This is a genomic window from Arcobacter vandammei, assembly GCF_016106035.1.
Lineage (GTDB): Bacteria > Campylobacterota > Campylobacteria > Campylobacterales > Arcobacteraceae > Aliarcobacter > Aliarcobacter vandammei.
The window spans coordinates 74,461-98,797 of the sequence record NZ_JADKPZ010000003.1 but is presented as its reverse complement, the minus strand read 5'-3'; the positions used below and the strand labels follow the sequence as shown (position 1 = coordinate 98,797).

The window sequence follows — 24,337 nt, the reverse complement described above, 5'->3', positions numbered from 1 at the left end:
TTTTTTACAATAAATTTCAAAATAAAAAATGGAAAATTAAAATGACAAACGAAAAATATCTTAAACAATTAGATGGTTTAGATGTTAAATATTATGATGTAAAAAGTGCTGTTGAAGATATACAAGCTGGATCTTTTGCAAAACTAAACTACACTTCAAGAGTATTAGCAGAAAACCTAATTAGAAAATGTCCAAGCGAAGATTTAAAAGATTCTTTAATTCAATTAATTGAAAAAAGAACAGACAAAGATTTCCCTTGGTATCCTAGTCGTGTAATCTGTCACGATATTCTAGGACTTACAGCTTTTGTTGATTTAGCAGGTCTTAGAGAAGCAGTTGCTGCAAGTGGTGTTGATCCACAAAAAATCAATCCAGTTGTTCCAACACAATTAATAGTGGATCACTCACTAGCTGTTGAGTGTGGTGGATTTGACCCAGATGCTTTCCAAAAAAATAGAGATATTGAAGATAGAAGAAATGCTGATAGATTTGATTTTATTAACTGGACAAAAAAAGCATTTGATAATGTTGATGTTATTCCTCCAGGAAATGGTATTATGCACCAAATCAACCTTGAAAAAATGTCTCCAGTAGTTCATAATATAGATGGGATTGCAAGTCCTGATACTCTTGTTGGTACAGACTCACACACTCCACATGTTGATGCTCTTGGAGTTATTGCAGTTGGTGTTGGTGGACTTGAAGCTGAAAATGTAATGCTTGGAAACCCTTCATATATGAGAGTTCCTGAGATTATCGGAGTTGAGATTAAAGGTACAAGAGCTGCTGGAATTACAGCAACTGATATTGCTTTATCTTTAACATCATTCTTAAGACAAAACAATGTAATTTCTGCATATTTAGAGTTCTATGGAAGTGGAATTAAATACCTAGATTTAGGAGATAGAGCAACTATTTCAAATATGACACCTGAATATGGTGCAAGTGCTGCAATGTTTGCAATTGATGATAGAACTATTGATTACTTAAGAATTACAGGAAGAACTCCTGAGCAAGTAAAACTGGTTGAAACTTATGCAAAAGCAAATGGTTTATGGGCTGATTCTTTAAGCGAAGCTACATATGCAAGAACTATTGAATTTGATTTAACAACAGTTGCAAGAACATTAGCTGGTCCTTCTAAACCACATAAATTGCTTCCTGTTTCTGCACTTGATTCAGAAGGAATTACTAAAAAAATCGAAATTACAAATGAAGTTATCCCTGATGGTGCAGTTTTAATTGCTGCTATTACATCATGTACAAATACTTCAAATCCACGAAATGTTGTTGCTGCTGGATTATTAGCAAAAAGAGCAAATGAGTTAGGATTAACAAGAAAAAGATGGGTTAAATCTTCATTAGCACCAGGTTCAAAAGTTGCTGAATTATACTTAAGAGAGTCTGGATTATTAGGTGAGTTAGAGAAATTAGGATTTGGAATTGTAGGATTTGCTTGTACAACTTGTAATGGTATGAGTGGAGCTTTAGATCCAAAACTTGAAGCTGAAGCAGCTGCTAGTGGTGTATATACAACTGCTGTATTATCTGGAAACAGAAACTTTGATGGAAGAATTCACCCATTCATAAAAGAGGCATTTTTAGCTTCTCCTCCACTTGTTATTGCTTATGCACTTGCTGGAAGTATTAGATTTAATATTGAAACAGATGTTTTAGGAAAAGATAAAGATGGTAATGATATTAGATTAAAAGACATTTGGCCAAGTGATGCAGAGATTGATGCAGTTGTTAATAGTGCAGTTAAACCTGAAATGTTTGGAGCAATTTATGACCCAATGTTTGCAAAAGGTGCAAAAGAAGCAGCTGAGCCATTCTATAAATGGGATGCAAAATCTACATATATTCAAAAACCACCTTATTGGGAAGATGAATTTATGTCTATGCCAGCTCTTAAAAATTTAAGACCACTTGGTGTATTTCCAAATGATATAACAACAGACCACTTATCTCCATCAAATGCTATTCAAGCGAAAAGTGCATCTGGAGAGTATTGTCTGAAAATGGGATTACCTTTAGAAGATTTAAACTCTTATGCAACACATAGAGGGGATCACAACACTGCTTTAAGAGCAACATTAGCAAATCCAAAATTATTTAACGAAATGGTTAAAGATGAAAATGGAAATGTTAAACAAGGAAGCTTGACAAAAATTATGCCAGAAGGTAAAGAGTCAAGAATGTGGGAAGCTATAGAAACTTATATGGAAAGAAAACAACCATTAATCATCATTGCTGGAACAAACTATGGACAAGGAAGTTCTAGAGACTGGGCAGCTAAAGGTGTAAGACTTGCAGGTGTTGAAGTTTTAATTGCTGAGTCAATCGAAAGAATTCATAGAACAAACCTTGTAGGAATGGGTGTTTTACCACTTCAATTTAAAGATGGTGAAACAAGACATACTTATGCTATAACTGGAACTGAAACTTTCGATATTGTTGGAGATATTACTCCAAGATGTGATTTAAAAGTACAAATGACTAGAGCAAATGGTGAAAAAGTAGAATTTACTGTTTTATGTAGATTAGATACTTCTGCAGAAGTTGAAGTTTATAAAGCTGGTGGAATTTTACAAAAATTCGCAAAAGATGTTATTGCTGGGAAATAATACTTTGTTCGGGACAAGGACTTTAGTCCTTGCCTAAGTAAGAATAATTTAGAGTTTAAGTTATTCTTACTTTTCTTTTGGATGCGAAAAGTAAGAATAGAATTTTATAAAGTGATTAAAAAATCATTTTTTAAAGTTTTAAATTTTAGGAGTAAAAATGGCATATCAAGAACAAATTAGAGTAAAAGCAACATATATGAGAGGTGGAACTTCAAAAGGAACATTTTTCAACATCGCTGATTTACCAAAAGAGGCACAAGAAGACAAAGTAAAAAGAGATAAACTTCTTCAAAGAATAGTAGGAAGTCCTGATATTTATAAACAACAAATGGACGGTATGGGAGGAGCAACTTCTAGTACTTCTAAAGCTATTTTAGTTGGAAAAAGTACAGTTCCTAACCACGATGTAGATTACTACTTTGGACAAGTTGCTATTGATAAAGATTTTATGGATTGGAGTGGAAATTGTGGAAATTTAAGCTCTGCTGTTGGACCTTTTGCAATTCATGAGGGGCTTGTGGATAATGTACCGCAAAATGGTGTTTGTTGTGTAAGAATTTGGCAGGCAAATATCAAAAAAACAATTCTCTGTTATGTTACTATGGTGGACGGAAAAGTTAAAGAGATGGGAGATTACTATATAGATGGTGTTGCTTTCCCAGCACAAGAAATTTTACTAGAGTTTGCAGAACCAGTTGATCCAAGTGAAGAGTTATTTCCTACTGGAAACCTTGTAGATGATTTAGAAGTGCCAAATATTGGTACATTTAAAGCTACTATGATAACTGCAGGAATTCCTACAGTATTTTTAAATGCTGCTGATATAGGTTACAAAGGAACAGAACTTCAAGCTGATATAAATAGCGATGCAGAGGCTTTAAAAAGATTTGAAACAATTAGAAGCTATGCAGCACTTAAAATGGGACTAATAAGCGATTTAAAAGAGGCAGAAACAAGACAACACACTCCAAAAATTGCTTTTGTTGCACCAAAGAGTGATTTTACAACTTCAAGTGGGAAAGAAGTAAAAGCTTCTGAAATAGATTTACATGTAAGAGCTTTATCTATGCAAAAACTTCACCATGCGATGATGGGAACAGCTTCAGTTGCTATTGGTGTTGCTGCTTGTATTGAAGGAACTTTAGTAAATATTGCTGCTGGTGGTGGAGAAAAAACTGCTGTTGAGTTTGGACATCCATCTGGAACTTTAAAAGTTGGAGCAGTTATCAAAAAAGAGAATGGAAAATATATAGTTGATAAAGCTACAATGAGCAGAAGTGCAAGAATTATTATGAAAGGTGAAGTATATGCACCTGCTGAGATTTTAGGGTAATTAGAATTTCTTAATTATTTTTAAAATTTAAAGGGAGATAGAAAAATCTATCTCCCTTTTTTTTATTTACAAAAAGTAAATATTTGTCCCAATTTGGGACAAAATTTATTTAATCAAAGAAGAAATTGCTTTGAAGTTTGGATTTTTCGCATCAAGTGTAAGTTCAAATAAAATTGACTCATAAGTTGTAGGTATTGCACCTGCTTGAATCAATCTTTTTATTGCCATTTTATGATCTGTTTTACTTCTACTTCCACTACAATTTGTAACTAAAATCACATTAAAACCATTTTCAAGCAAATCTATACAAGTTTGAAGTACACAAACATGAGTTTCAATCCCTGCAACAACTATGTTTTTTTTGCCACTATTTTTAAAGGTGTCCAAAATTTCAGATGTTTGGCAACCTGAAAATGTAGTTTTTTCATAAGCTGTATACTCTTCTACTAGCTCTTTTAAAACAGGAATAGTCTCTCCTATTCCTTTTTTATACTGCTCATTTACCACTATTGGCACACTTAAAACTTTCATACCTTTTACCAAAATTGGAAGAGTTCTTTCAAGTTCATCTTTATTTCCAATGTGTGGGAAAAGTCTTTCTTGAACATCAACCAAGCAAAATAGTGTATCATCTAGTTTTATTCTCATTTTTTCTCCTTGATTTTTAATACAAATAAATAAGGCTTAAATATACCAAAGATAAATAGCTATTGTCTAGCTTTTTGGGTATAAAATATTTTCTGCTTTTTTGTAATTTTCATCATCACCATAAAAATACTCTTCAAGTAAAGGTTTGATTTTATACTCTTTTACAAAATCCAAGTCTAAGCCTTGCATAAAATAGCTATGTCCAAGTCGATAATCTTCTCCTAAAGTTTTTTCTATAAAATTATTTAGATTTATAAATAGTTCTTTTGCATTTTCTGGAACTAAACTTTCTTGCGGTTTCATCTTTAAAAATGTAAATCTTCTTCTTAAAGCTATATCAATAGTTGCAATAGATTTATCTGTACTATTCATAGTGGCTATAATATATAAGTTTGAGGGTATTTTAAACTTCTCTTTTGAGTATGGAAGTGTTACTTCGTAAATATCTCTTTTATCTTCTTCTATCAAAGTGATAAGTTCTCCAAAGATTTTAGAGATATTTCCTCTATTTATCTCATCTATTACTATATAAAAGTTTTTTTGTTTGGTTTCTTCTACTTTTATTTTATTTTTTAATTTTAATAATTCCTCTAAAATAGGATTATAATATGGAGCAAGTCCTCCATTTATAATATTATTACCCTCTTCATAATACATCTTTTCTAAAGTTTTAAGAGATAATGTATGTGATTTATCACCATTTTGCTTTTCAAAATAAATAGTTTTATTATTGTAGTCATAAATATTAAAGTAACTATTATCTCTTTTTAAATTGATTTTTACACTCTCTTGGTTTTCTATTTTTTCTCTTAAAAATAAATTAATAGCATCTATAAATAAAAGTTCTTTTTTGTTCGATGATTTTAATAGATTTATTTCTGCATCATCACAAAGTTTTTTAAATATTCCATCTTCAAGCTTTATAGTTTTATCTTCATTTGGTCTAAACCCTTCAATAAAATCTTCATAAGAGTAGCTTTGATGAAATGTTACAAATTCTAATCTATTCTCTTTTTCAATATTCCCAAAAGTTTCATCAATATTTATATCTAAATTTTTATTTTCAATAAGTACATTAAAAATATCATTTTCACTATATTTTCCACTTTCAATTAATGAAACCAATTTTTTATAATTATAAGTTTTCCCAACTCCTGGTGCACCATAAAGCATTATATTTTTTATTTTTAGGTTTGTTTTCTCTTCAGTTACCATATGCTCATTTTTTTTTAGAAAGTTAATATAATGAAATAATGCATTACTTGGACGACCATTTCCTTCTCTTCTATTAAATTCATATAATGCATCATCAGGATTGTTGAGTCTTTCTTTTATACTTTCTACTATTTTATAATTATAAATATTGAGTAAATTACCATAGCCTTGAACTTGATTTGGTATTTTATTTTTCAAATCATCAATAAATTGATTAATTGTTGCTTCAGTAAAATTATTACCTCTTTGATTAATTACTTGTCCTAAATATTCTCTAAAAGCATCTTCATTCATCATCATTCCCCCTCTTCCAATAATTTTTTCAACTCATCTTTATTTGGTAAAACTGTTAAATATTTACTTGCATAAATTTGCTTATTATCTTTTGGCAAAGTAAGTTCAACCAAAGTTTCGCTTTTATCTTTACAAAGAATTATCCCAATAGTTGGATTTTCATCTTCTTGTTTTTCAAACCTATCAAAATAGTTTACATACATCATCATTTGCCCAATATCTTGATGTTTTAGCTCTCCAATTTTTAAATCAATTACAACAAAACATTTTAAAAGCCTATTATAAAAAACCAAATCAACTTTAAAATGCTTTTCATCTATTGTAACTCTTTTTTGTCTAGCAACAAATGTAAAACCTTTTCCAAGCTCTAGTAAAAAATTCTCTAGCCTATCTATTAGTTTTTGCTCCAATTGGCTTTCACTGTAACTTGATAATTCAGGAAGCCCAACAAACTCCAAAATATAAGGGTCTTTTATCATATCATTTGCTTTTTGTACAATTTGTCCTTTTGTTGAAAGCTCTTTTATTTTTGTTTTATCTTTACTCAAAGCCAATCTTTCAAAAAGCCCACTATTAAACTGTCTTTTTAACTCTCGCAAACTCCAGTTATTGTCAAATGCCTCTATTTCATAGAAATTTCTTTCATCTATATTTTCAATTCTAGTTAAAAATAGATAGTGCGACCAACTTAATACAAATTTCCGAGACACTGTCTCGGAAATTGAAAAGGCTAGATAAAATCGTCTCATATTTTCTAAATTATCTACTGAAAAACCTTTCCCAAACTCTTTTGTAAGCTCTTTTGATAAATTTTCTATAAGCATTGCACCATATTTTGCCTTCTCATCTCCATGTTGCTCTTCTTCTACTATTTTTCTTCCTATTTCAAAATAGGTTTGTGTCATAGTGCTATTTATAGTTTGATAAACCTTATTTCTAGCATTTTCTAATAGTTGTTTTACTTCTTTATATAAATTATTTGTTACTAAACTCATAATAGCCCCTCAACTCTTTTTTTATCTCGCAAATATACTCATCAAAACTATCTTTTTCATAGTTTAAATCAATACATCTTATTTTTAAATCTACTTTTTTATCATCTTTTCCTAAAACTAAATCATATTTTATCTCATCCAAATGTCTAGGATACAAAAGCATTACATTTTCAACTTTATAGTTTACTCCATAAGCAAAAGCTTGAAGTTTATCACTTTGTTTTAAGTCATCTAAACTATTTAGTTTTTTATATTTTGTATCTATTATTTGATTAAGCAAAATAATATCTGGTTTTAAGATTAAATCGCCAAAATTATCTTTATTTTGTATCTTTGCACGACTATCTAAATCTTTTACAACTCTAGCTATAAACTTCTCAAAAAGTATATTCATATCAAATAAAAAAGCAAAACTCTTTTTATCTTGTGAAAATATTGGAATAAGTTGTTTCAAAAGTAAAATAGCCATCTCAAAACTTGTTTTAAATCTATGATTTAATCTATTAAAATGAATATTTATCTTAGTTATATCAAAGTGTTTGTATTCAACTTCATCAAAAATAAGCTCAATCTGTTTTAAAAGTTTTTTATCTTTTACATATTTTTGTAAAAATTTAACTGCATATAAAAAGAGTTGATTTAATGTATTATCTTCACAAAATTCATCATATTGACAATAAATTTTATCGTGTGTAAAGTTATATTTTAGATTTTCATTTATTAGATATTTTCCTTTTAAAACTCTTAAATTTTCCTCTTTTAAAATATACTCTTTAAAAACTCCTTTTTTTAACTCATCAAGTAAATTTTTGGCAAACATCTGCACAAAAACTTCTAAAATAGTGTATTTTTGGTTTGAACAAATTGCAATTTGTTCATTTGAGAGTTTTATATCATAAGAAAACATCAACATATAAATAAAAATATTTAGATTTTGTTTTTCATCTTTTGCAATTTTTGGTAAGATATAAAAATCTTGATTTTCAAAATTTAAAATCCCACAATATGAAGTGGCTTTTAAATCTCTCCAATCAAAGGAGAAGTATTTATGAAGTGAGATATTATCTATGATATGATTTTTTAAATTTTTATTTAAAACTTCTTCATATTCATAGATAATACTATTTTGCATCTTATTTAAAAGCCATAGCTTCAGCTCTTTTTAGAAGCTCAACTGCACCTTTTTTTATGAAATCTTGTGCGAAATCTCTTCCAGCACTTTCATAAGAGTTTATATCTACAATTTTTTCATCTTTTATATACTCTGTTCCATCAGGAAGTCCCACAATTGCAGAGATTTTTACACTATTTTCATCTAAAATTGTAGCTTTTATTCCAATTGGAACTTGACATCCACCTTGAAGCATATCTACAAAACCTCTTTCAATTTTTGATTCTATTTCAGCATTTTTATCATTTAATACGCTAACAATCTCAATAATTTTTGGATCTGTTGTAGTTTCTATTCCTAAAGTTGCTTGTCCCATAGAAGGTATCATAATATCTGTTGGAATTGGTGAAAAATATTTTACTTCATTTTGTAAATTTAGCTTCTCTATTCCAGTAGCTGCTAGGATTATCGCATCGTACTCACCAGCATTTAATTTTGCTATTCTTGTGTTGATATTTCCTCTTAAATCTTTTAGTTCAATATCAGGTCTTAGCATTTTTATAGCCATTCTTCTTCGCAGACTCGTAGTTCCTACAACTGCACCTTTTGGTAAATCATCAAGGCTTTTGTATTTGTTGCTCAAAATTGCATCTTGTGGATTAAATCTTTTTGAAACAGCAGCCAAAGTTAGCCCATCTTCAAACTGTGTTGGCACATCTTTTAGTGAATGCACTGCAAGATGAGCAGAGCCTTCAAGCATAGCAACTTCTAGCTCTTTTGTAAAAAGCCCTTTTCCACCAATTTTTGCTAGTGGCACATCAAGGATTTTATCCCCTTTTGTTACAAACTCTTGAAGCTCTATTTTCATATTTGGATAGTGTTTTAAAAGTTCAGCTTTTATATATTCACTTTGCCAAAGAGCAAGTTGGCTTCTTCTTGTTGCGATTACAAGTTTTTCCATATACTATTTACCCAAAGTATCAAAATTGAATTTTGGACTCTCTTTTACACCATTTACATAAATTGTTGGTGTTCCAGAAACCATAACATCATCACCCATATTTATATCTTTTGAAATTTTGTCATTTATATCTTTTTTATTTAACTCTTCAATTTTAATATTAGTTCCAAGCTCTTTATTAAATGCTTCTAAGATTTTCGCTTCATCAGTTGTTTTTTCATCAAAATGTTTTGACCAATCAGTTGTATATGCCTTTGTTACAATATCTGCAACACCTTTATTGTGTGCAATATCAATCATTTTAGATAAAGGCAATGAAGCTGGATGAATTTGCATTAAAGGAAAAGCATAATAATAAAGTGCAATATTCTCTTTATTTTTATTAACTTCATTTATAACTGTTGGGATATAGTCCATACAGAATGGACATAATGGGTCTGAAAATAAAACAACTTTATTTTTTGCTTTCTCATTTCCAGCTATAAAATTTGCTTTTGTGTAGTATTTATCTGTTAAATTTGGAATAATAACATCTTTCATTGATTGCATAGTTTTTATATCAATTAACTCTGGTGCAATATGTGTTCCATTTGTGAATAAAAAATCTTTAGCTTTAATATCTTTTCCCTGAATAACTGCATCAATATCCAAAATATATCCAGTCCATCCAGAAATTGTTAAATCTTTTTTAGTATTTATTTTAATATCTTTTACTTTTACATTTGGATTTTGAGAAACTCTTTTTTTCTCATAATCTAAAACTAAATTATCATTTGCAAAAAGTGATGCTCCTAAAAGTGTACTTAAAACAAATAGGTTTTTACTTCTTTTTATCATATATTTTCCTTTTAAAAAATTTTTATAGTCTATCTTTTTATCTTTAATAAAAAGTTAATTTAACTTCGTGATTTTACTGTAATTTTTCTAATATCAAAAAGCTCTTTTGCCTTATCCAACATTTTTGAGTTCAATATATCATTTACTTGTAACTCTTTTGAGGATAAAGTCTCATTTGAACTTTTTGTCATATCAGCAACACAACCCGAACCAACTTCAATATCTTCTATCATAGAACCTATATCATTTGGATAACTCTCTTCTAAAACTTCATTTATTTCTTGTTTTTTTTCTTCCTTTACTAAATCTTTATTTAGTATGGTGGCTTCTTCCTTTTTGAAATCTAACTCTACATTTGAGCCGTAAACCTCTTGTGCAAAGGCTTTGATAATACCAAAATGTTTATATAATAGCTTTCTTTCATCATCTTTTGCATAAGAGATTATTTGAAGTACATTATTTGAGAAACCATTATAAATAAAGTTTTTCTCAAAACACTCTCCTAATTCAAAATCTCTATCATAAACTTTTTCTGTTAATTGTGTATATAAATCACTTGATTCATCACTCTCATCTTCAAATGGAATATATTCTATCTCTTGCTCTAAAGATGAAACTACATTTTGAACAATAACTTCTTTTTGCTCTACTTCTTGTATAGTAGCTGTTTGTTCAATATTTTGTAAAACTGGAGCAACTGTTGGTAGCTCATCAAAAGGTGTTTCAAACTCTATTTTAGAAATAGCATCAATAGTATTTAAAGAGATATTATTTTCTATTTTTGGCTCTTCTTTTTCTTCTTCTACTTTTTCTTTTATTGGCTCTTCTTTTACTATATTTTGAATCTCTAATTTTGGCTCTTCTTTTTGTACTTCAACTACTTTTACAGGTTTTACAATATCTGCTTTTGCCTCAATTTTTTCAACTTGATTTATAATATCATCTATTGATTTTAATTTTGTTGCTTCAATTAATTTCATAAAAGTTAAAATTAAAACAAAAGTTCCATCACTATTTATTGCTAAAAGATGTTTTGCATCGCTTAAAACTCTAAAAAATCTATCAAATAAAAGTAAATCAAATCTTCTATCTTTTGAAATCATCTTATCTTTTAAATATAGTGTCATTTCATCAATTATTTGAGTTGTTTCATAAATTTCCAACTCTTTTAAAATATCATTAATATCACCTTTATTTAAAATCATAGAAAAAATTGCTTCCATTTTTTCTGGGTTAATTAAACCCAACATCTCAACAACACTTTGAGCAAATACTTTATTTTTTGAAAAAATTATAGCTTGGTCAAGTAGTGTTAAAGTATCTCTTAAACTCCCTTGTCCACCTCTTGCTAAAATATTTAAAGCATCTTTTTCAAACTCTATTTTCTCTTCATGTAAAATATGACTTAAGTGATGTACTACATCATTATGAGAAATTTTATTAAATCTAAAATGTTGAGTTCTACTTAAGATTGTTGCTGGAAGTTTTAAAGCATCTGTTGTGGCTAGTATAAATTTTACAAAACCTGGAGGCTCTTCAAGGGTTTTTAAAAGTGCATTAAAAGCTTGATTTGTAAGCATATGAACTTCATCTATTATAAAAACTTTAAATCTAGCAAGGCTTGGCTTATATTTCGTATGCTCTATTAAATCTTTAATATCATCAATTCCTCTATTACTTGCAGCATCCATCTCTATAATATCAAGGTGAATACCTTTATTTGCACTTTTGCAATTTTCACAAATTTCACAAGGTTTAGATGTTGGTCCTTGTTCGCATAAAAGTGCTTTTGCCATAATCCTAGCTGTTGAAGTTTTTCCACTTCCTCTAAGTCCTGAAAACAAATAAGCATGAGATAATCTTGAGCTATCAAGAGCTAGGCTTAGAGTTTGAGAAACTGTACTTTGCCCTATTAAATCCTCAAACCTTTTTGGTCTATATTTTAGAGCTAAAACTCTATCTTGAATACTACTCATATCTCACACTTCCTTATTTCAAATTTATTTCTTCTTAAAATTATTTTTACCATTTTACTATTTATTTCACCTGTATATAAAATAAGAATATCTAAATCTCCCTCATTTATATGTCCAGCATTTTGACTTAAAGCGATTAACCTTTTTGCAATCGCTTCACCTGTATCTATTAACACAACATCTTCACCCATAATATCTTTTATTGTTTTTTTAACTAAAGGATAGTGAGTACAACCTAAAACTATTGTATCAACATGATTGTGAAGCATAGGTTTTAACCAATTTTCAAGCATTTCATAAGTTTTTAATGTACTTGTTTCTCCTAGCTCTATTTGTTGAACTAAACCAACACAAGCTTGTTCATACAAATTTATCTCATGCTCTTTTTTTAACTCATCAACCAAAAGCCTATATTTTTCACCTTTTAAAGTCGAAGATGTAGCTAAAATACCAATGTTTCCATTTCTTGAACTATTTATTGCTGGTTTTATACCTGGCTCTATTCCTATTATTATTAAAAATGGAAATTTTTCTCTTAAATGCTTTATTATAATTGATGTTGCTGTATTACATGCTACTACAAGAGCATCTATTCCAAAATTTTCAAGCAAAAATTCTGTTATTTTATCACATCTTGAAAATATTTCATCTTTGTTTTTATCTCCGTAAGGTGCATATAAAGTATCAGCAATATAAAAAATTTCTGCACCTTTTAGAGTTTTTGCAATAGCATTTAATACAGTCAAACCACCAAGACCTGAGTCAAAAAGTCCTACTTTCAAACGGTTCCTTATTGAAATTTTGTCGGAATTATAACCAAAAAGATATAACTAAAATGTTAAAATAATAAAGGATTTCTTTGTTTTTACATTATCATCCATATAATCCTATTTTATGTAAAGATACAAAATATTTAATAGTTGGAACTTTGCCACCTCCTCGATTTTGTACAAAAGAGTTAAAACCTAAAGATGTCGATTTTTGTTATGGCTCAAAAGACAATCTACTTTGGCAAATTTTTAATCAAATCTTCTCTTTAAACTTACTTTTTGAGAATTCAAATAGAGCAATAGAACAAAGAGTTGATTTTCTACAAAATCAAAAAATTGGAATTTGTGATATTGTAGATTCTTGTTATCGAGAGAAAATAGATGCAAGTGATAGTGGAATGTCAAATATAAAATTAAGAGATATATTAAAATACTTGTTTGAATATAAAAACATTGATACAATTCTTTTTACAGGCAAAAATTCAAAAAACTCTCCAGAATACTTTTTTAGGCAAATTTTAAAAAAAGAAAACATAAAATTTGAAAGAGTAGAAGATGAATATTTACGAATTCACAAATTTATTTTTAATAATAGGACTATTATTACAATATCTCTAACTTCTCCATCTAATGCTGCAAATAGGTCTATTGGTTCAAATATTTTATATAAAAATGAGAAAAATATAAATATAAATTTTACACATTTTGATTTTAGAGTAAATGAGTATAAAAAGGCTTTATCATTTGAAAACTTAAAATTTAATTGAACTTGAGGAAAAGGCAATTTAAGTTTTCAAAATGATTATTTTATATTTTTTGTAGTGTTATATTTTTAAGAGAGAATTTTTATAAACCTAAGGAAAATCCTTAAGTTTTATTTTTTATCAAACAATTCCTTGTTCAATCATAGCATCTGCTACTCTTCTAAATCCAGCGATATTTGCTCCTAAAACAAAGTTTGTAGGCTCTCCAAACTCTTCAGCTGTTTTGCTTACTCTTTGGAAAATTCCGTGCATAATTTGTTCTAATTTAGCATCAACTTCTTCAAAAGTCCAAGAAATCATAGCTGCATTTTGTGCCATTTCTAATTGACTTGTAGCAACTCCACCAGCATTTGCTGCTTTTCCAGGACCATAAGCAATTTTTTGTGCAACAAAATAATCAACAGCTTCATTTGTAGAAGGCATATTAGCTCCTTCACTTACACAAAAACATCCATTTTTAATTAACTCTTTTGCATCTTCTATATTTAACTCATTTTGAGTAGCACTTGGGAATGCTGCGAAACAAGGTATTGACCAAATAGCATTTCTACCTTTTGGATACTCTTCTACAGGAGTATAAATGGCACCTTTTCTATATTTTACATATTCGCTTAATCTTGCTCTTTGGTTCTCTTTTAGCTCTTTTAATAGATCTAAATCAATACCTTCTTCATCTAAAATCATACCTTTAGAATCACTACAAGCAATTGGTAAAGCTCCTACATGATAAAGTTTTTCAATAGTATAAATAGCAACATTTCCAGAACCAGAAACTACACATCTTTTACCTTTTAAGCTCTCACCTCTAGCATCAAGCATATTTTTTGCAAAATATACACAACCATATCCAGTTGCTTCTGTTCTAGCTAATGATCCACCCCATTTTAAAGATTTTCCTGTAAATGTCCCATCATAAACATTTGCAAGTTTTTTATACATACCAAACATATAACCAATTTCTCTTCCTCCAACTCCAATATCTCCAGCAGGAACATCAGTTGTTGATCCAATATGTCTATATAATTCAGTCATAAATGCTTGACAAAATGCCATTATTTCATTATCACTTTTTCCTTTAGGGTCAAAGTCACTTCCACCTTTTCCACCACCAATTTGAAGACCTGTTAGTGCATTTTTGAAAATTTGCTCAAATCCTAAGAATTTAATAATTCCAGTGTTTACAGTTGGGTGAAATCTTAATCCACCTTTGTATGGTCCTAAAGTTGAACTAAATTGGATTCTATATCCTTTATTGATTTGAATCTCTCCTTTATCATCAACCCATGTAACTCTAAACATGATTTGTCTTTCAGGCTCAACCAATCTTTCTAAAACTTTATTATCTTTATATTTTGGATATTTTTCAAATAGAGGTTCTAGTGAGTGTAAAACTTCTTCAGCAGCTTGATGAAACTCATCTTGCCCAGGACTTGTTCTTTTTAGATATTCTAAAAGTTCATTGATATTTGCCATTTTCCTTCCTTTTGTTCAAATTTCGGGAAACAATAGTATCAGAAGTTTTATTTGATTTTGTTTAAAGTATAAGCAAAATATCTACAAATTTGTAAATATTTTACTTTTTTGGACAGATTTAAGCGGATATAAAGCTTTTATTCATTCATAGAAGCAAAAAACTCATCATTGTTTTTTGTTTTTTGCATTTTTGAATATAAGAATTTCAAGGCTTCAACTTCATCCATTTGAGAAATTGCATTTCTTAAAATCCATGTTTTTTGTAAAATATCAGGAGATAAAAGAAGCTCTTCTTTTCTTGTTCCAGATTTGATAATATCAAGAGCTGGATAAACTCTTTTATTTGCAGCATTTCTACTAAGAACAACTTCAGAGTTTCCAGTTCCTTTAAACTCTTCAAAAATAACTTCATCCATTTTTGAACCAGTTTCAATTAAAGCAGTTGATACAATAGTTAAACTTCCACCCTCTTCAATATTTCTAGCCGCTCCAAAAAATCTTTTTGGTTTATGTAAAGCATTTGCATCAACCCCACCTGAAAGAACTTTTCCAGATGATGGAGTAACTGTATTATAAGCACGTGCAAGTCTTGTAATTGAATCAAGTAAAATTACAACATCTTTTTTCATCTCTACAAGTCTTTTTGCTTTTTCAATTACTATTTCTGCTACTCTTACATGATTTTGAGCAGGTAAATCAAATGTAGAGCTATAAACCTCACCTTTTACACTTCTTTGCATATCTGTAACTTCTTCTGGTCTTTCATCAATTAAAAGGACCATTAAAGTAACTTCTGGATGATTTTTGCTAATTGCATGAGCTAACTCTTTTAAAAGTTCTGTTTTACCAGTTTTTGGAGGAGCAACAATTAAGCTTCTTTGTCCTCTACCCATTGGAGCAAACAAATCAAGCATTCTTCCCGTCATTTTATGCGATTCATACTCAAAATTAAATTTTGTAGTTGAATATAGTGGAGTTAAGTTATCAAATAGTGGTCTATTTTTAGACTCTTTAACTGGTAGATAATTAATTGCTTCAATTTTTAAAAGTGCATTATATTTTTCACTATCTTTATTTGGTGGTCGTACTTGTCCTGTTACTATATCTCCAGTTCTTAAAGCAAACTTTCTAATTTGTGTTGCACTTACATAAGAATCATTTGATGTATCAGAAAAATTTCCATCAATAGCTCTTAAAAAACCAAATCCACCCTCTTTTATCTCTAAAATTCCAGTAAATAGGATAAATCCACCAGCATCAATTTGAGATGCAAGTATCATAAACATTAAATCTTGTCTTTTTAATTCTTGAGGATTTTCAACATCCAAATCATTTGCAATATCAAGTAAAGCTTCCATTGGTAGCTCTCTTAATTGCTCTATTTTATATCCATCAACAGGTATATGTGTTCTTGTTTTTTTTGTAGTTTTTGATTTTAATTCTTCTTTAGACTCTTCCATGAGTGTGTTTGCCTTTGAATTCACATAAATTTATGTAGTTTTGTAGTTTTTTTGAGATTTTTTTAAAGTAAAAGTGTAATTTTAGTTAATATTTCTTTTTTTGTCAAGAAATATTAAAAAAGAGTGTCAAAATTTGACACCCTTTTTATAAAATATTATAGCTCTGTTGAGTGTTTTGCTAAATATTCAGCAACACCAGATTTATCAGCTTTCATTCCTTCATCACCTTTTGACCAACCAGCTGGACAAACTTCACCATGCTCATTTGTAAATAACATAGTATCAACCATTCTAATCATTTCATCAATGTTTCTTCCTAGTGGTAAGTCATTAATAACTGCATGTCTTACTGTTCCATCTTTATCAATTAAAAATGATCCTCTTAATGCAACTGAATCACCAAATAATACATCAAAATCTTTTGAAATTTGTTTGCTTAAATCTGCAACTAATGGATATTTAACTCTTCCAATTCCACCATTTTCAACTGGAGTCTCTCTCCATGCAAAGTGTGAGAATTGAGAATCAACTGAACAACCAATTACTTGAATTCCTCTCTCTTCAAAATCTTTAATTCTGTTTGAGAATGCAATAATTTCTGAAGGACAAACAAAAGTAAAATCTAGTGGATAAAAGAATAATACCGCACCATTTTTTCCGATATTTTTATATAAGTTAAAATCTTCTACAATTTGACCATCTGCTAAAACAGCTGTTGCTGTAAAATCTGGAGCTTTTTTTGTTACTAACATTTTTAAATCCTTTTTTATTAATTAATTTGAATGTCGAAATTGTATCAGATAAAATTTACAATTAGCTTAAATTAAAAAAGTTTTTTCAAATAATAAATATTATCCTTTATACTTATTGTTAAAGTTAAATTTTATAAACTCTTTGTTAAAGTTAGCAAAATTTTATTTTAGGAGAATTATAATGGCTGTTTTAATTACTGATATTTGTATAAGCTGTGATGCCTGTTTGGATGAATGTCCTGTTGGTGCTATTGTTGATAATGATGATAATCCAACTGGTGAAGATGTATATTATGTATATAAAGATAAATGTGTAGAGTGTGTTGGTCATAATGATACACCAGCCTGTGCTGATGCCTGTCCAACTGAGGGCTGTATCGTGTGGGACGAAGTTGGTTCTAGTAAAGTTGAAAAAGATGATAGAGGGAATGCTGGAGTTCCAGTTATTGAATAGTTTTATAACATATTAAATACATTATTTTAAAGACAAGTATTTTTTACTTGTCTTTTTTTATTTTTTTGGATATAATCCGCGACTTAAAAAATTAAAGAGGACAAATTAGATGGAACAAACATTATCAATCATCAAACCAGATGCAGTAGCAAAAAATGTAGTTGGAAAAATCTTAGATAGATTTGAATCAGCTGGATTAAGAGTTGCAGCTACAAAAAAAATGCAACTTTCAAGAGCAGATGCAGAAGCATTTTATGCAGTTCATGCTGCTAGACCTTTCTTTAAAGATTTAGTTGAATTTATGATTTCTGGACCAGTTGTAGTTTCAGTACTTGAAGGTGCTAATGCAATGGCAAAAAATAGAGAATTAATGGGTGCAACAAATCCAAAAGAAGCAGCTGCTGGAACAATTAGAGCAGATTTTGCAGATTCAATTGATGCAAATGCAGTTCACGGAAGTGATTCTTTAGAAAATGCTGCAATTGAAATTGCATTTTTCTTTGCTCAAAGAGAAATTTGTTAATAAATTATGAAAATAGAGTTTAAAAAAGTACCAACAACAAAAAAAGAGTTAGAAACTTCTTTTAATTCAGTTAAAATTGAAGGTACTTTTTGTAGAATTTCATCATCTTTAGTAAAAATTGAAGCAATTTTGAAGGGCGATATTGATATAGATTGCTCAAGATGTGGCTGTTCTGAGCCTTTTACACTTAATGAAGATTTAAAACTTCTTTTAAGTGATGGTGTATTTAAAGGTGATGATGAAGAGTTTTTAGTAATAGAAATAGAAAATAGCTTAATTGATTTTGATGAAATAATTCAAAGTGAGCTAAATAGTATAAAAAGTGATTATTATATTTGTAAGAATTGTTCAAATGATAATCAACTTTTTGAAAAAGAATTTTAAGGAGAATAATTATGGCAGTACCAAAGAGAAGAGTGTCTCACTCAAGATCAGCAATGAGAAGAGCTCATTACAAAATTACATTAAAAAGACCAGTAAAAGATACAGATGGTTCTTGGAAAATGCCTCATATGGTTAATCCAAACACTGGTGAATATAAAAACTAATGTTAAAGATTGCAATTGATGCAATGGGAGGGGACTTTGGTCCCGAGCCTATAGTTGAAGGGCTTATAGAAGCTCTTAGAAATAACATAAATTTTACAGCAATAGCTGTTGGAAATAAAGAAAAACTTTTAAAACTTATCCCCCCTACTTTTTTAAATAGAATAGAAATTCATGAAGCAGATGATGTAATATCAATGCATGATAGTGCAACAGATGCCTTAAAAAGAAAAGAATCAACAATTTATAAAGCAATAGAGTTAGTAAGAGATGGTAAAGCAGATGCTGTTGTATCAGCTGGGCATTCTGGGGCTTCTATGTCTTTGGCAACTTTAAGAATTGGAAGAATCAAAGGTGTTTCAAGACCTGCTATTGCTACACTTATGCCAACAAGTGAGAATCAAAATACTTTGGTTTTAGATGTTGGAGCAAATGTAGATAGCGATGCTAAAAATCTATTTGAATTTGCGATTATGGGTCAAGCTTATGCTCAATCTGTATTAAGACTTGATGAACCAATTATTGGTTTATTAAGTAATGGAGAAGAAGAGAGCAAGGGAAATGAAGTAACTAAAGAGGCATATAAGTTACTTTCAAAAGTACCTAACTTTGCGGGAAATGTTGAAGGTAGTGATATTTTCAAAGGAACAGTTGATGTTGTTGTTTGTGATGGTTTTGTAGGTAATATCCTACTTAAAACAGCTGAGGGTGTTGCAGATACTATTGGTAAAATTATTAAGAAAAATCTAAAAAGATCTCTTATTTCTATTACTGGTGCTGTACTAATGAGAAAAGTATTTAAAAACTTAAAAGTAAGAGTAGATTATGCTGAATATGGTGGGGCTCCACTATTAGGTGTTAAAGCTCCTGTTATTATCTCTCATGGAAAATCAAACCCTAAAGCTATAAAAAATGCAATCTTTCAAGCAATAACAGCAGCTAGTTCAAACCTAGATAATATTATTGAACAAAGATTATTAAAATATAGTACTAAAGAACCTACTCTTTAGTTCTAAAGGATAAAATGTAATGACTTATGCGGCTTTTAGATCAATTGGTGCTTATATTCCACCAAAAATCATGACAAATGCAGATTTTGAAAAAATAATTGATACAAGTGATGAATGGATTACAAAAAGAACTGGTATAAAAGAGAGAAGGTTAGCAGAAAATAATGAAGCATCTTCAGATTTAGGTTCTCGTGCTGCCCAAATTGCAATACAAAGAGCAGGAATTAACAAAGAAGATATTGATTTAATAATTTGTGCAACTGTAACTCCAGATTTTTTATGTATGCCATCAACAGCTTGTTTAATAGCTTCAAAAATTGGTATAAAAGATGTTATGGCATTTGATGTAAGTGCTGCTTGTACAGGGTTTGTTTACATTTTAAATATTGCAAAAGCTTTTATAGAGTCTGGTTTAAAGAAAAATGTTTTACTAATTGGGGCTGAAAAATATAGTTCTATCTTAAACTACGAAGATAGAACTACTTGCTTTATCTTTGGAGATGGAGCTGGAGCTGCAATTATTAGTGCAACAACTGATAAAAATGAAGCTATAATTGATGTTTCTTGTTCTAGTGATGGAACTTATGAGGATTTAATTAAAACTGCTGGTGGTGGAAGCAAACACCCTTGTAGCCAAGAAGTTTTAGATGCAAAAATGTCATGTATTTCTATGAAAGGAAATGAGACTTTCAAATTAGCAGTTAAAACTTTGACTTCAGATGTTATAAAAATGCTAGAAAAACACAATCTTTCAAATGAGGATATTACTCATTTTATCCCACATCAAGCAAATTATAGAATTATAAAAGCTGTTGGTGAAGCTCTTAATTTAACAGAAGAGCAAACAGTTGTAACTGTTGATAAGTATGGAAATACTTCGGCTGCTTCAATTCCTATGGCTATGAACTATGCTTTTGAACAAGGAAAACTAAAAGCTGGTGATACAATACTTTTTGATGCTTTTGGTGGTGGGCTTACTTGGGGAAGTGCTTTATTTAAATTTGCTCCAAAAAAATAAAAAGTGGGTTCAAACCACTTTTTTAGCTACTAAACTTCTTATTTTTAGGGTTGCTCTTAAAAACATCCACTGAACTTCTTTTTTGATTTGGTATTTTAAAATCCTCAACTGTTGCTGTGTGATTTAAGAAAATAACTTTTTCATCTACAACTATTTGTAAAATCGAATAATATGGCACACTTAATACACTACCTATATTTTCTGCTCCAAAACCTGTTTCAAAAGTCATAAAATCACTATATAAACTTATTGTACTATATGTATAATTAGCTAAAGTAAATAGTGCAAAATGATTGATATTTTCCATAATATACTCTGGAAGTTGTGGATTAAAATCTATTTTTGAAACATTTAAAACAACTGAAAATTCTTGCTCTTTTGATAGAAGAAAAGATATTTGCTCTTTTATTTGCCCTTCAACTAAAGCCCTATATTCATAACTTTCAATAATATTATCTAGCAAAATAGTTCCTTTTATAAATTTTTTGTTATTATATCTTATGAAACAAGTAATTATCCTTATCCTTATACTATCAAATGCTCTATTTTCCTATGAATTTAAGCTAAATTCAAAAGATTATCAAAATATAAATAGTTCTCCAAAAAAGTCATTTATTGAGAAAAGACTTGAAAAATATAGTGAATTAAAAATAAAAATAAAAGATTATGAATTAATAAAAAAATTATCTCATGTAAATAGTTTTATGAATAAAACTCTTCCACAATTTGATACAAAGAGTTCAGGAATTGATGATTATTGGGCAACCCCAAAAGAGTTTTTAATAAGTGGACATGGTGATTGTGAAGATTATGCAATTGCAAAATATTTTACACTTTTAGAAATAGGAATAAAAAAAGAAAATCTTTATTTTGCTGTTGTTGATGTAAAAGGAAATAGAGGAAGTCATATGATTTTACTTTATAGTGAAAATAAAAATGAATCTCCTTTGGTTATGGATAATTTGAGTTCTGTTGTAATTCCTTTTTCAAAAAGAAAAGATTTAATTCCAAAATTTGCTTTTAATGAAATAGACTCATACTACTTAACAAACGATAAATTCACAAAAAAAATAAACCTCAATTGGGGCAAAGAGAATAAATGGGAGAAGCTTTTAAATAGAGTTTATAAACTAAATGAATAATCATTTAGTTCACAAAAACCTATCATTGCATTAAAAATAGCTAACTTTTTAGAATTTAAAAGCATCTCTAGTGTAATATTTTTTTCAAATATCTTTTTTTCATCAAGTAGTCTTGCTCTTGTTGTCCCATTTAAAAGTGGAAATTCAGAAGTAATCCATCTATTCTCATAAAATATAGCAATATTTGCAATACTTGTATCAGTTACAATACCGTTTTTTAATATAATTATTTCATCACAAAGCTCTTTTTTTAAAAGAAGTTCATCAATTTTTTCTCTATTTAAATATTTTTTAGAGTAATCAATATTATCATCAAATACTATTTTAAAACTTCTTGTATCCCTTTTTGTATATGGAAAATATTGTACATCTAATATCTCATCTTTATCATATATAATTTTACATCTTAAAAGTTCAGGCGAAATTGGAGTTATATACTCTTGTAAATTTAAGTTTTTTCCTATTGTTTTTGCAACTCTTTTATTATGATAATCTAAATTAAAAATTTCAAAGTCCTCACATTTTATTGTTTCAAAATACATGCTTTTCCTTTAAAATGGTAGATAAACTTTATTTATCAACTCTTCGTACTCTAGTTTTACATCACTATCAATAGTAATTCCACCACCACTTTTATAAAAAAGTTCACCCTCTATCATCTCTATAAATCGTATTAAAACAAAACTTTGAAATGAGTTTCCATCAAAAATTCCAAAAATTCCTGTATAAAAACCTCTTTCATAATCTTCAATGCTATTTAAAATATTAATTGTTGATTTTTTTGGTGTTCCTGTAATTGAACCAGCTGGTAAAAGATTAAAAATAATATCTCCTAAATTATTTTTCCAATCTTTCAACTCTCCACTTATTTTTGAACTTGTTTGATAAAGCCCTTTATCTTTTAATTCAATTTTCTCAAAAAATCGAAACTCTTCCACTTTTATATTATTTGCAACTCTTCCTAAATCATTTCTTAGCAAATCAACAATCATCGTGTGTTCTGCTTTCTCTTTTGGGCAATTTAATAAAATATCTTTTGCATTTTCTAAACTTGAATCTATTGTACCTTTCATAGGGTATGTATAAATTTTATCTTCAAAAATTTCAACAAATTTCTCAGGAGTAAAACAGGTAAAATTTTCATTTTCGCTCTTAAATCTTAATTTTAATAAAGCATTTGAAGCATCATAAATTTCATCTAAAGATAAATTTGTCTCTATTTTTGTCTTTGATGTAAGATTTAATAAATAGCTATTTCCTCTTTTTATCTCCTCTTTTATCTTCTCAAATTTTTCTTTATAGCTTTCAAAAGAGATTGGAAATTTATTAAAAAAAAACTCTTTTTTTAGAGTGTTATTAAAACTATTTAGTTCATATTTTATATTTTTATTTGCTTGATTTAGTTTTTCTATATGGATTTTCGTTAGGTCATAAGATAAGATAAACAAAAAAGGCTCTTTTTCTGAGCCATATTTGTTTAATAATTTTTTAAAAGTATCCAATTTATCCAAGTATTAATTTCTTTAAAATAGCAGCTCTTATAGCAACACCATTTGTAACTTGTTCTAAAACTTTACATCTTGGATGTTTTAAAGCATCATCACTTATATCAACATTTCTATTAACTGGACCTGGATGTAAAAGTAAGAAATCTTTTCTTTCCATATGCTCCATAGTAATACAAAAATCTTTTGCATACTCTTGAAGAGATTCAAAATATGTAATATTATGTCTTTCAAGCTGACTTCTTAAAGCCATTATAACATCCATATCATCAATTACATCAGATATTTTATCAAATTGCTTATACTCATTTCCTTCATATTTAAAGCAATCAGGAGCTACAAGATTAACATCTATTCCAAATCTAGGAAGTAATCTTCTATTTGAACCAGCAACTCTTGAATTTCTAACATCTCCAACAATGGCAATTTTTTTACCATCTGTTTTTCCCTCAAAATATTCATAAATTGTAAATAAATCTAGTAGAGCTTGAGTTGGATGTGAGTGTCTTCCATCTCCTGCATTTATAATTGGGCAATCAACATAACCTATTAAACTCTCTGGAAGACCGTGTACACTGTGTCTTATTACTATTGCATCTGGTTTCATTGCATTCAAGTTTGCAACTGTGTCATACATTGTTTCACCTTTTTTTTGTGAAGATGTACCAACATCGAGATTTACAACCTCTGCTCCTAATCTTTTTGCAGCTATTTCAAAAGAGCTTCTAGTTCTTGTAGAATTTTCAAAAAATAGAGTTACTATTATTTTACCTTTTAAAATATCACATGGTTTAAAATCTAAAAACCCTCTAGCATCATTAAAAATATCTAAAATTTCCTCTTTTGTAAAATCAGAAGTTCGTATTAAATGTTGCATTTTTTTCCTTTTGTTTTAGTTTTGGATTTTAGCAAAAAGCACTTTAA

Annotated in this window: 25 protein-coding genes; 10 read left to right on the top strand and 15 right to left on the bottom strand. The window is 29.0% G+C overall.

Annotated elements, in window-relative coordinates; all coding sequences use genetic code 11:
- Positions 1-41 precede the first annotated feature (41 nt).
- Positions 42-2,627, top strand: a complete 2,586-nt coding sequence (gene acnD, locus IQC44_RS02590) for a Fe/S-dependent 2-methylisocitrate dehydratase AcnD (RefSeq protein WP_198304647.1) — start codon at positions 42-44, stop codon at positions 2,625-2,627.
- A gap of 157 nt (positions 2,628-2,784) precedes the next feature.
- The gene (gene prpF / locus IQC44_RS02585) at positions 2,785-3,960 is read left to right on the top strand and encodes a 2-methylaconitate cis-trans isomerase PrpF (protein WP_198304646.1); all 1,176 of its coding nucleotides are present in this window, start codon (positions 2,785-2,787) and stop codon (positions 3,958-3,960) included.
- A 105-nt stretch (positions 3,961-4,065) separates the two neighbouring features.
- Here prpF and IQC44_RS02580 read toward each other — a convergent pair whose 3' ends face one another.
- The 8 genes from IQC44_RS02580 to murI all read right to left on the bottom strand — a co-directional run bounded on the left by IQC44_RS02580 (position 4,066) and on the right by murI (position 12,779).
- Entirely contained in the window at positions 4,066-4,608 is a 543-nt protein-coding gene (locus IQC44_RS02580) for a hydrolase (RefSeq protein ID WP_198304645.1), read from the bottom strand.
- Between the two features lie 66 nt (positions 4,609-4,674).
- On the bottom strand, positions 4,675-6,120 hold the full coding sequence (locus IQC44_RS11730; RefSeq protein ID WP_276529958.1) for an McrB family protein: 1,446 nt from the start codon (positions 6,118-6,120) through the stop codon (positions 4,675-4,677).
- On the bottom strand, positions 6,120-7,112 hold the full coding sequence (locus tag IQC44_RS02570; protein WP_198304643.1) for a PDDEXK nuclease domain-containing protein: 993 nt from the start codon (positions 7,110-7,112) through the stop codon (positions 6,120-6,122). Before IQC44_RS02570 ends, IQC44_RS11730 begins: the two co-directional genes overlap by 1 nt.
- On the bottom strand, positions 7,093-8,244 hold the full coding sequence (locus tag IQC44_RS02565; protein ID WP_198304642.1) for an McrC family protein: 1,152 nt from the start codon (positions 8,242-8,244) through the stop codon (positions 7,093-7,095). Before IQC44_RS02565 ends, IQC44_RS02570 begins: the two co-directional genes overlap by 20 nt.
- Position 8,245: 1 nt before the next feature.
- A complete protein-coding gene (hemC, locus tag IQC44_RS02560; RefSeq protein WP_198304641.1) occupies positions 8,246-9,184 on the bottom strand; it encodes a hydroxymethylbilane synthase in 939 nt (312 codons plus the stop codon).
- A 3-nt stretch (positions 9,185-9,187) separates the two neighbouring features.
- Positions 9,188-10,021, bottom strand: a complete 834-nt coding sequence (locus IQC44_RS02555; RefSeq protein ID WP_198304640.1) for a DsbA family protein — start codon at positions 10,019-10,021, stop codon at positions 9,188-9,190.
- 59 nt (positions 10,022-10,080) lie between these two features.
- Positions 10,081-11,997 carry a DNA polymerase III subunit gamma/tau gene (locus IQC44_RS02550; protein ID WP_198304639.1) on the bottom strand — a complete coding sequence of 639 codons (1,917 nt, stop codon included), beginning with the start codon at positions 11,995-11,997 and terminating at the stop codon, positions 10,081-10,083.
- Positions 11,994-12,779, bottom strand: coding sequence for a glutamate racemase (gene murI, locus IQC44_RS02545; protein WP_198304638.1), 786 nt, complete (start codon positions 12,777-12,779; stop codon positions 11,994-11,996). The genes IQC44_RS02550 and murI overlap by 4 nt, the downstream gene beginning before the upstream one ends.
- A gap of 77 nt (positions 12,780-12,856) precedes the next feature.
- On the opposite strand from murI, the gene IQC44_RS02540 reads away from it, so the two are divergent.
- Positions 12,857-13,534 carry a uracil-DNA glycosylase family protein gene (locus IQC44_RS02540; RefSeq protein ID WP_198304637.1) on the top strand — a complete coding sequence of 226 codons (678 nt, stop codon included), beginning with the start codon at positions 12,857-12,859 and terminating at the stop codon, positions 13,532-13,534.
- A 117-nt stretch (positions 13,535-13,651) separates the two neighbouring features.
- On the opposite strand, the gene gdhA is transcribed toward IQC44_RS02540, so the two are convergent.
- The 3 genes from gdhA to IQC44_RS02525 all read right to left on the bottom strand — a co-directional run bounded on the left by gdhA (position 13,652) and on the right by IQC44_RS02525 (position 17,216).
- Complete coding sequence (gene gdhA / locus IQC44_RS02535; RefSeq protein WP_198304636.1) at positions 13,652-15,004, bottom strand: NADP-specific glutamate dehydrogenase; 1,353 nt, start codon at positions 15,002-15,004, stop codon at positions 13,652-13,654.
- Positions 15,005-15,141: 137 nt separating this feature from the next.
- A complete protein-coding gene (gene rho / locus IQC44_RS02530; RefSeq protein ID WP_198304635.1) occupies positions 15,142-16,464 on the bottom strand; it encodes a transcription termination factor Rho in 1,323 nt (440 codons plus the stop codon).
- 155 nt (positions 16,465-16,619) lie between these two features.
- Positions 16,620-17,216: a peroxiredoxin gene (locus IQC44_RS02525; protein ID WP_198304634.1), complete on the bottom strand. Its 597-nt coding sequence runs from the start codon at positions 17,214-17,216 to the stop codon at positions 16,620-16,622.
- Between the two features lie 181 nt (positions 17,217-17,397).
- Between IQC44_RS02525 and IQC44_RS02520 the strand changes: the two genes are divergently transcribed.
- The 6 genes from IQC44_RS02520 to IQC44_RS02495 all read left to right on the top strand — a co-directional run bounded on the left by IQC44_RS02520 (position 17,398) and on the right by IQC44_RS02495 (position 20,766).
- Positions 17,398-17,670, top strand: a complete 273-nt coding sequence (locus IQC44_RS02520; protein WP_198304633.1) for a DUF362 domain-containing protein — start codon at positions 17,398-17,400, stop codon at positions 17,668-17,670.
- A gap of 109 nt (positions 17,671-17,779) precedes the next feature.
- Positions 17,780-18,193, top strand: coding sequence for a nucleoside-diphosphate kinase (gene ndk / locus IQC44_RS02515; RefSeq protein ID WP_198304632.1), 414 nt, complete (start codon positions 17,780-17,782; stop codon positions 18,191-18,193).
- Between the two features lie 6 nt (positions 18,194-18,199).
- Positions 18,200-18,577 carry a hypothetical protein gene (locus IQC44_RS02510; RefSeq protein ID WP_198304631.1) on the top strand — a complete coding sequence of 126 codons (378 nt, stop codon included), beginning with the start codon at positions 18,200-18,202 and terminating at the stop codon, positions 18,575-18,577.
- Between the two features lie 11 nt (positions 18,578-18,588).
- On the top strand, positions 18,589-18,741 hold the full coding sequence (gene rpmF / locus IQC44_RS02505; protein ID WP_198304630.1) for a 50S ribosomal protein L32: 153 nt from the start codon (positions 18,589-18,591) through the stop codon (positions 18,739-18,741).
- Positions 18,741-19,748 (top strand): phosphate acyltransferase PlsX, encoded by a 1,008-nt coding sequence (plsX, locus tag IQC44_RS02500; protein ID WP_198304629.1) that lies wholly within the window; start codon positions 18,741-18,743, stop codon positions 19,746-19,748. The genes rpmF and plsX overlap by 1 nt, the downstream gene beginning before the upstream one ends.
- 19 nt (positions 19,749-19,767) lie before the next feature.
- Positions 19,768-20,766: a beta-ketoacyl-ACP synthase III gene (locus IQC44_RS02495; protein ID WP_198304628.1), complete on the top strand. Its 999-nt coding sequence runs from the start codon at positions 19,768-19,770 to the stop codon at positions 20,764-20,766.
- A 22-nt stretch (positions 20,767-20,788) separates the two neighbouring features.
- Here IQC44_RS02495 and IQC44_RS02490 read toward each other — a convergent pair whose 3' ends face one another.
- The gene (locus IQC44_RS02490) at positions 20,789-21,229 is read right to left on the bottom strand and encodes a hypothetical protein (RefSeq protein WP_198304627.1); all 441 of its coding nucleotides are present in this window, start codon (positions 21,227-21,229) and stop codon (positions 20,789-20,791) included.
- Positions 21,230-21,266: 37 nt separating this feature from the next.
- On the opposite strand from IQC44_RS02490, the gene IQC44_RS02485 reads away from it, so the two are divergent.
- Positions 21,267-21,908 (top strand): transglutaminase-like cysteine peptidase, encoded by a 642-nt coding sequence (locus IQC44_RS02485; protein WP_198304626.1) that lies wholly within the window; start codon positions 21,267-21,269, stop codon positions 21,906-21,908.
- Here the strand turns inward: IQC44_RS02485 and IQC44_RS02480 are convergent.
- The 3 genes from IQC44_RS02480 to IQC44_RS02470 are packed head-to-tail and all read right to left on the bottom strand — an operon-like array spanning position 21,890 to position 24,290.
- Entirely contained in the window at positions 21,890-22,450 is a 561-nt protein-coding gene (locus IQC44_RS02480) for an aminotransferase class IV family protein (RefSeq protein WP_198304625.1), read from the bottom strand. The two genes, IQC44_RS02485 and IQC44_RS02480, sit on opposite strands and share 19 nt — an antisense overlap.
- A 9-nt stretch (positions 22,451-22,459) precedes the next feature.
- Positions 22,460-23,410: an aminodeoxychorismate synthase component I gene (locus IQC44_RS02475; RefSeq protein WP_198304624.1), complete on the bottom strand. Its 951-nt coding sequence runs from the start codon at positions 23,408-23,410 to the stop codon at positions 22,460-22,462.
- Between the two features lies 1 nt (position 23,411).
- Complete coding sequence (locus IQC44_RS02470) at positions 23,412-24,290, bottom strand: aspartate carbamoyltransferase catalytic subunit (protein ID WP_198304623.1); 879 nt, start codon at positions 24,288-24,290, stop codon at positions 23,412-23,414.
- Between the last annotated feature and the right edge of the window lie 47 nt (positions 24,291-24,337).

Coding starts and splice junctions, on each gene's coding strand:
- acnD (WP_198304647.1), top strand. CDS start 42: ATGACAAACGAAAAATATCTTAAACAATTAGATGGTTTAGATGTTAAA.
- prpF (WP_198304646.1), top strand. CDS start 2,785: ATGGCATATCAAGAACAAATTAGAGTAAAAGCAACATATATGAGAGGT.
- IQC44_RS02580 (WP_198304645.1), bottom strand. CDS start 4,608: ATGAGAATAAAACTAGATGATACACTATTTTGCTTGGTTGATGTTCAA.
- IQC44_RS11730 (WP_276529958.1), bottom strand. CDS start 6,120: ATGATGAATGAAGATGCTTTTAGAGAATATTTAGGACAAGTAATTAAT.
- IQC44_RS02570 (WP_198304643.1), bottom strand. CDS start 7,112: ATGAGTTTAGTAACAAATAATTTATATAAAGAAGTAAAACAACTATTA.
- IQC44_RS02565 (WP_198304642.1), bottom strand. CDS start 8,244: ATGCAAAATAGTATTATCTATGAATATGAAGAAGTTTTAAATAAAAAT.
- hemC (WP_198304641.1), bottom strand. CDS start 9,184: ATGGAAAAACTTGTAATCGCAACAAGAAGAAGCCAACTTGCTCTTTGG.
- IQC44_RS02555 (WP_198304640.1), bottom strand. CDS start 10,021: ATGATAAAAAGAAGTAAAAACCTATTTGTTTTAAGTACACTTTTAGGA.
- IQC44_RS02550 (WP_198304639.1), bottom strand. CDS start 11,997: ATGAGTAGTATTCAAGATAGAGTTTTAGCTCTAAAATATAGACCAAAA.
- gdhA (WP_198304636.1), bottom strand. CDS start 15,004: ATGGCAAATATCAATGAACTTTTAGAATATCTAAAAAGAACAAGTCCT.
- rho (WP_198304635.1), bottom strand. CDS start 16,464: ATGGAAGAGTCTAAAGAAGAATTAAAATCAAAAACTACAAAAAAAACA.
- IQC44_RS02525 (WP_198304634.1), bottom strand. CDS start 17,216: ATGTTAGTAACAAAAAAAGCTCCAGATTTTACAGCAACAGCTGTTTTA.
- IQC44_RS02520 (WP_198304633.1), top strand. CDS start 17,398: ATGGCTGTTTTAATTACTGATATTTGTATAAGCTGTGATGCCTGTTTG.
- ndk (WP_198304632.1), top strand. CDS start 17,780: ATGGAACAAACATTATCAATCATCAAACCAGATGCAGTAGCAAAAAAT.
- IQC44_RS02510 (WP_198304631.1), top strand. CDS start 18,200: ATGAAAATAGAGTTTAAAAAAGTACCAACAACAAAAAAAGAGTTAGAA.
- rpmF (WP_198304630.1), top strand. CDS start 18,589: ATGGCAGTACCAAAGAGAAGAGTGTCTCACTCAAGATCAGCAATGAGA.
- plsX (WP_198304629.1), top strand. CDS start 18,741: ATGTTAAAGATTGCAATTGATGCAATGGGAGGGGACTTTGGTCCCGAG.
- IQC44_RS02495 (WP_198304628.1), top strand. CDS start 19,768: ATGACTTATGCGGCTTTTAGATCAATTGGTGCTTATATTCCACCAAAA.
- IQC44_RS02485 (WP_198304626.1), top strand. CDS start 21,267: ATGAAACAAGTAATTATCCTTATCCTTATACTATCAAATGCTCTATTT.
- IQC44_RS02480 (WP_198304625.1), bottom strand. CDS start 22,450: ATGTATTTTGAAACAATAAAATGTGAGGACTTTGAAATTTTTAATTTA.
- IQC44_RS02470 (WP_198304623.1), bottom strand. CDS start 24,290: ATGCAACATTTAATACGAACTTCTGATTTTACAAAAGAGGAAATTTTA.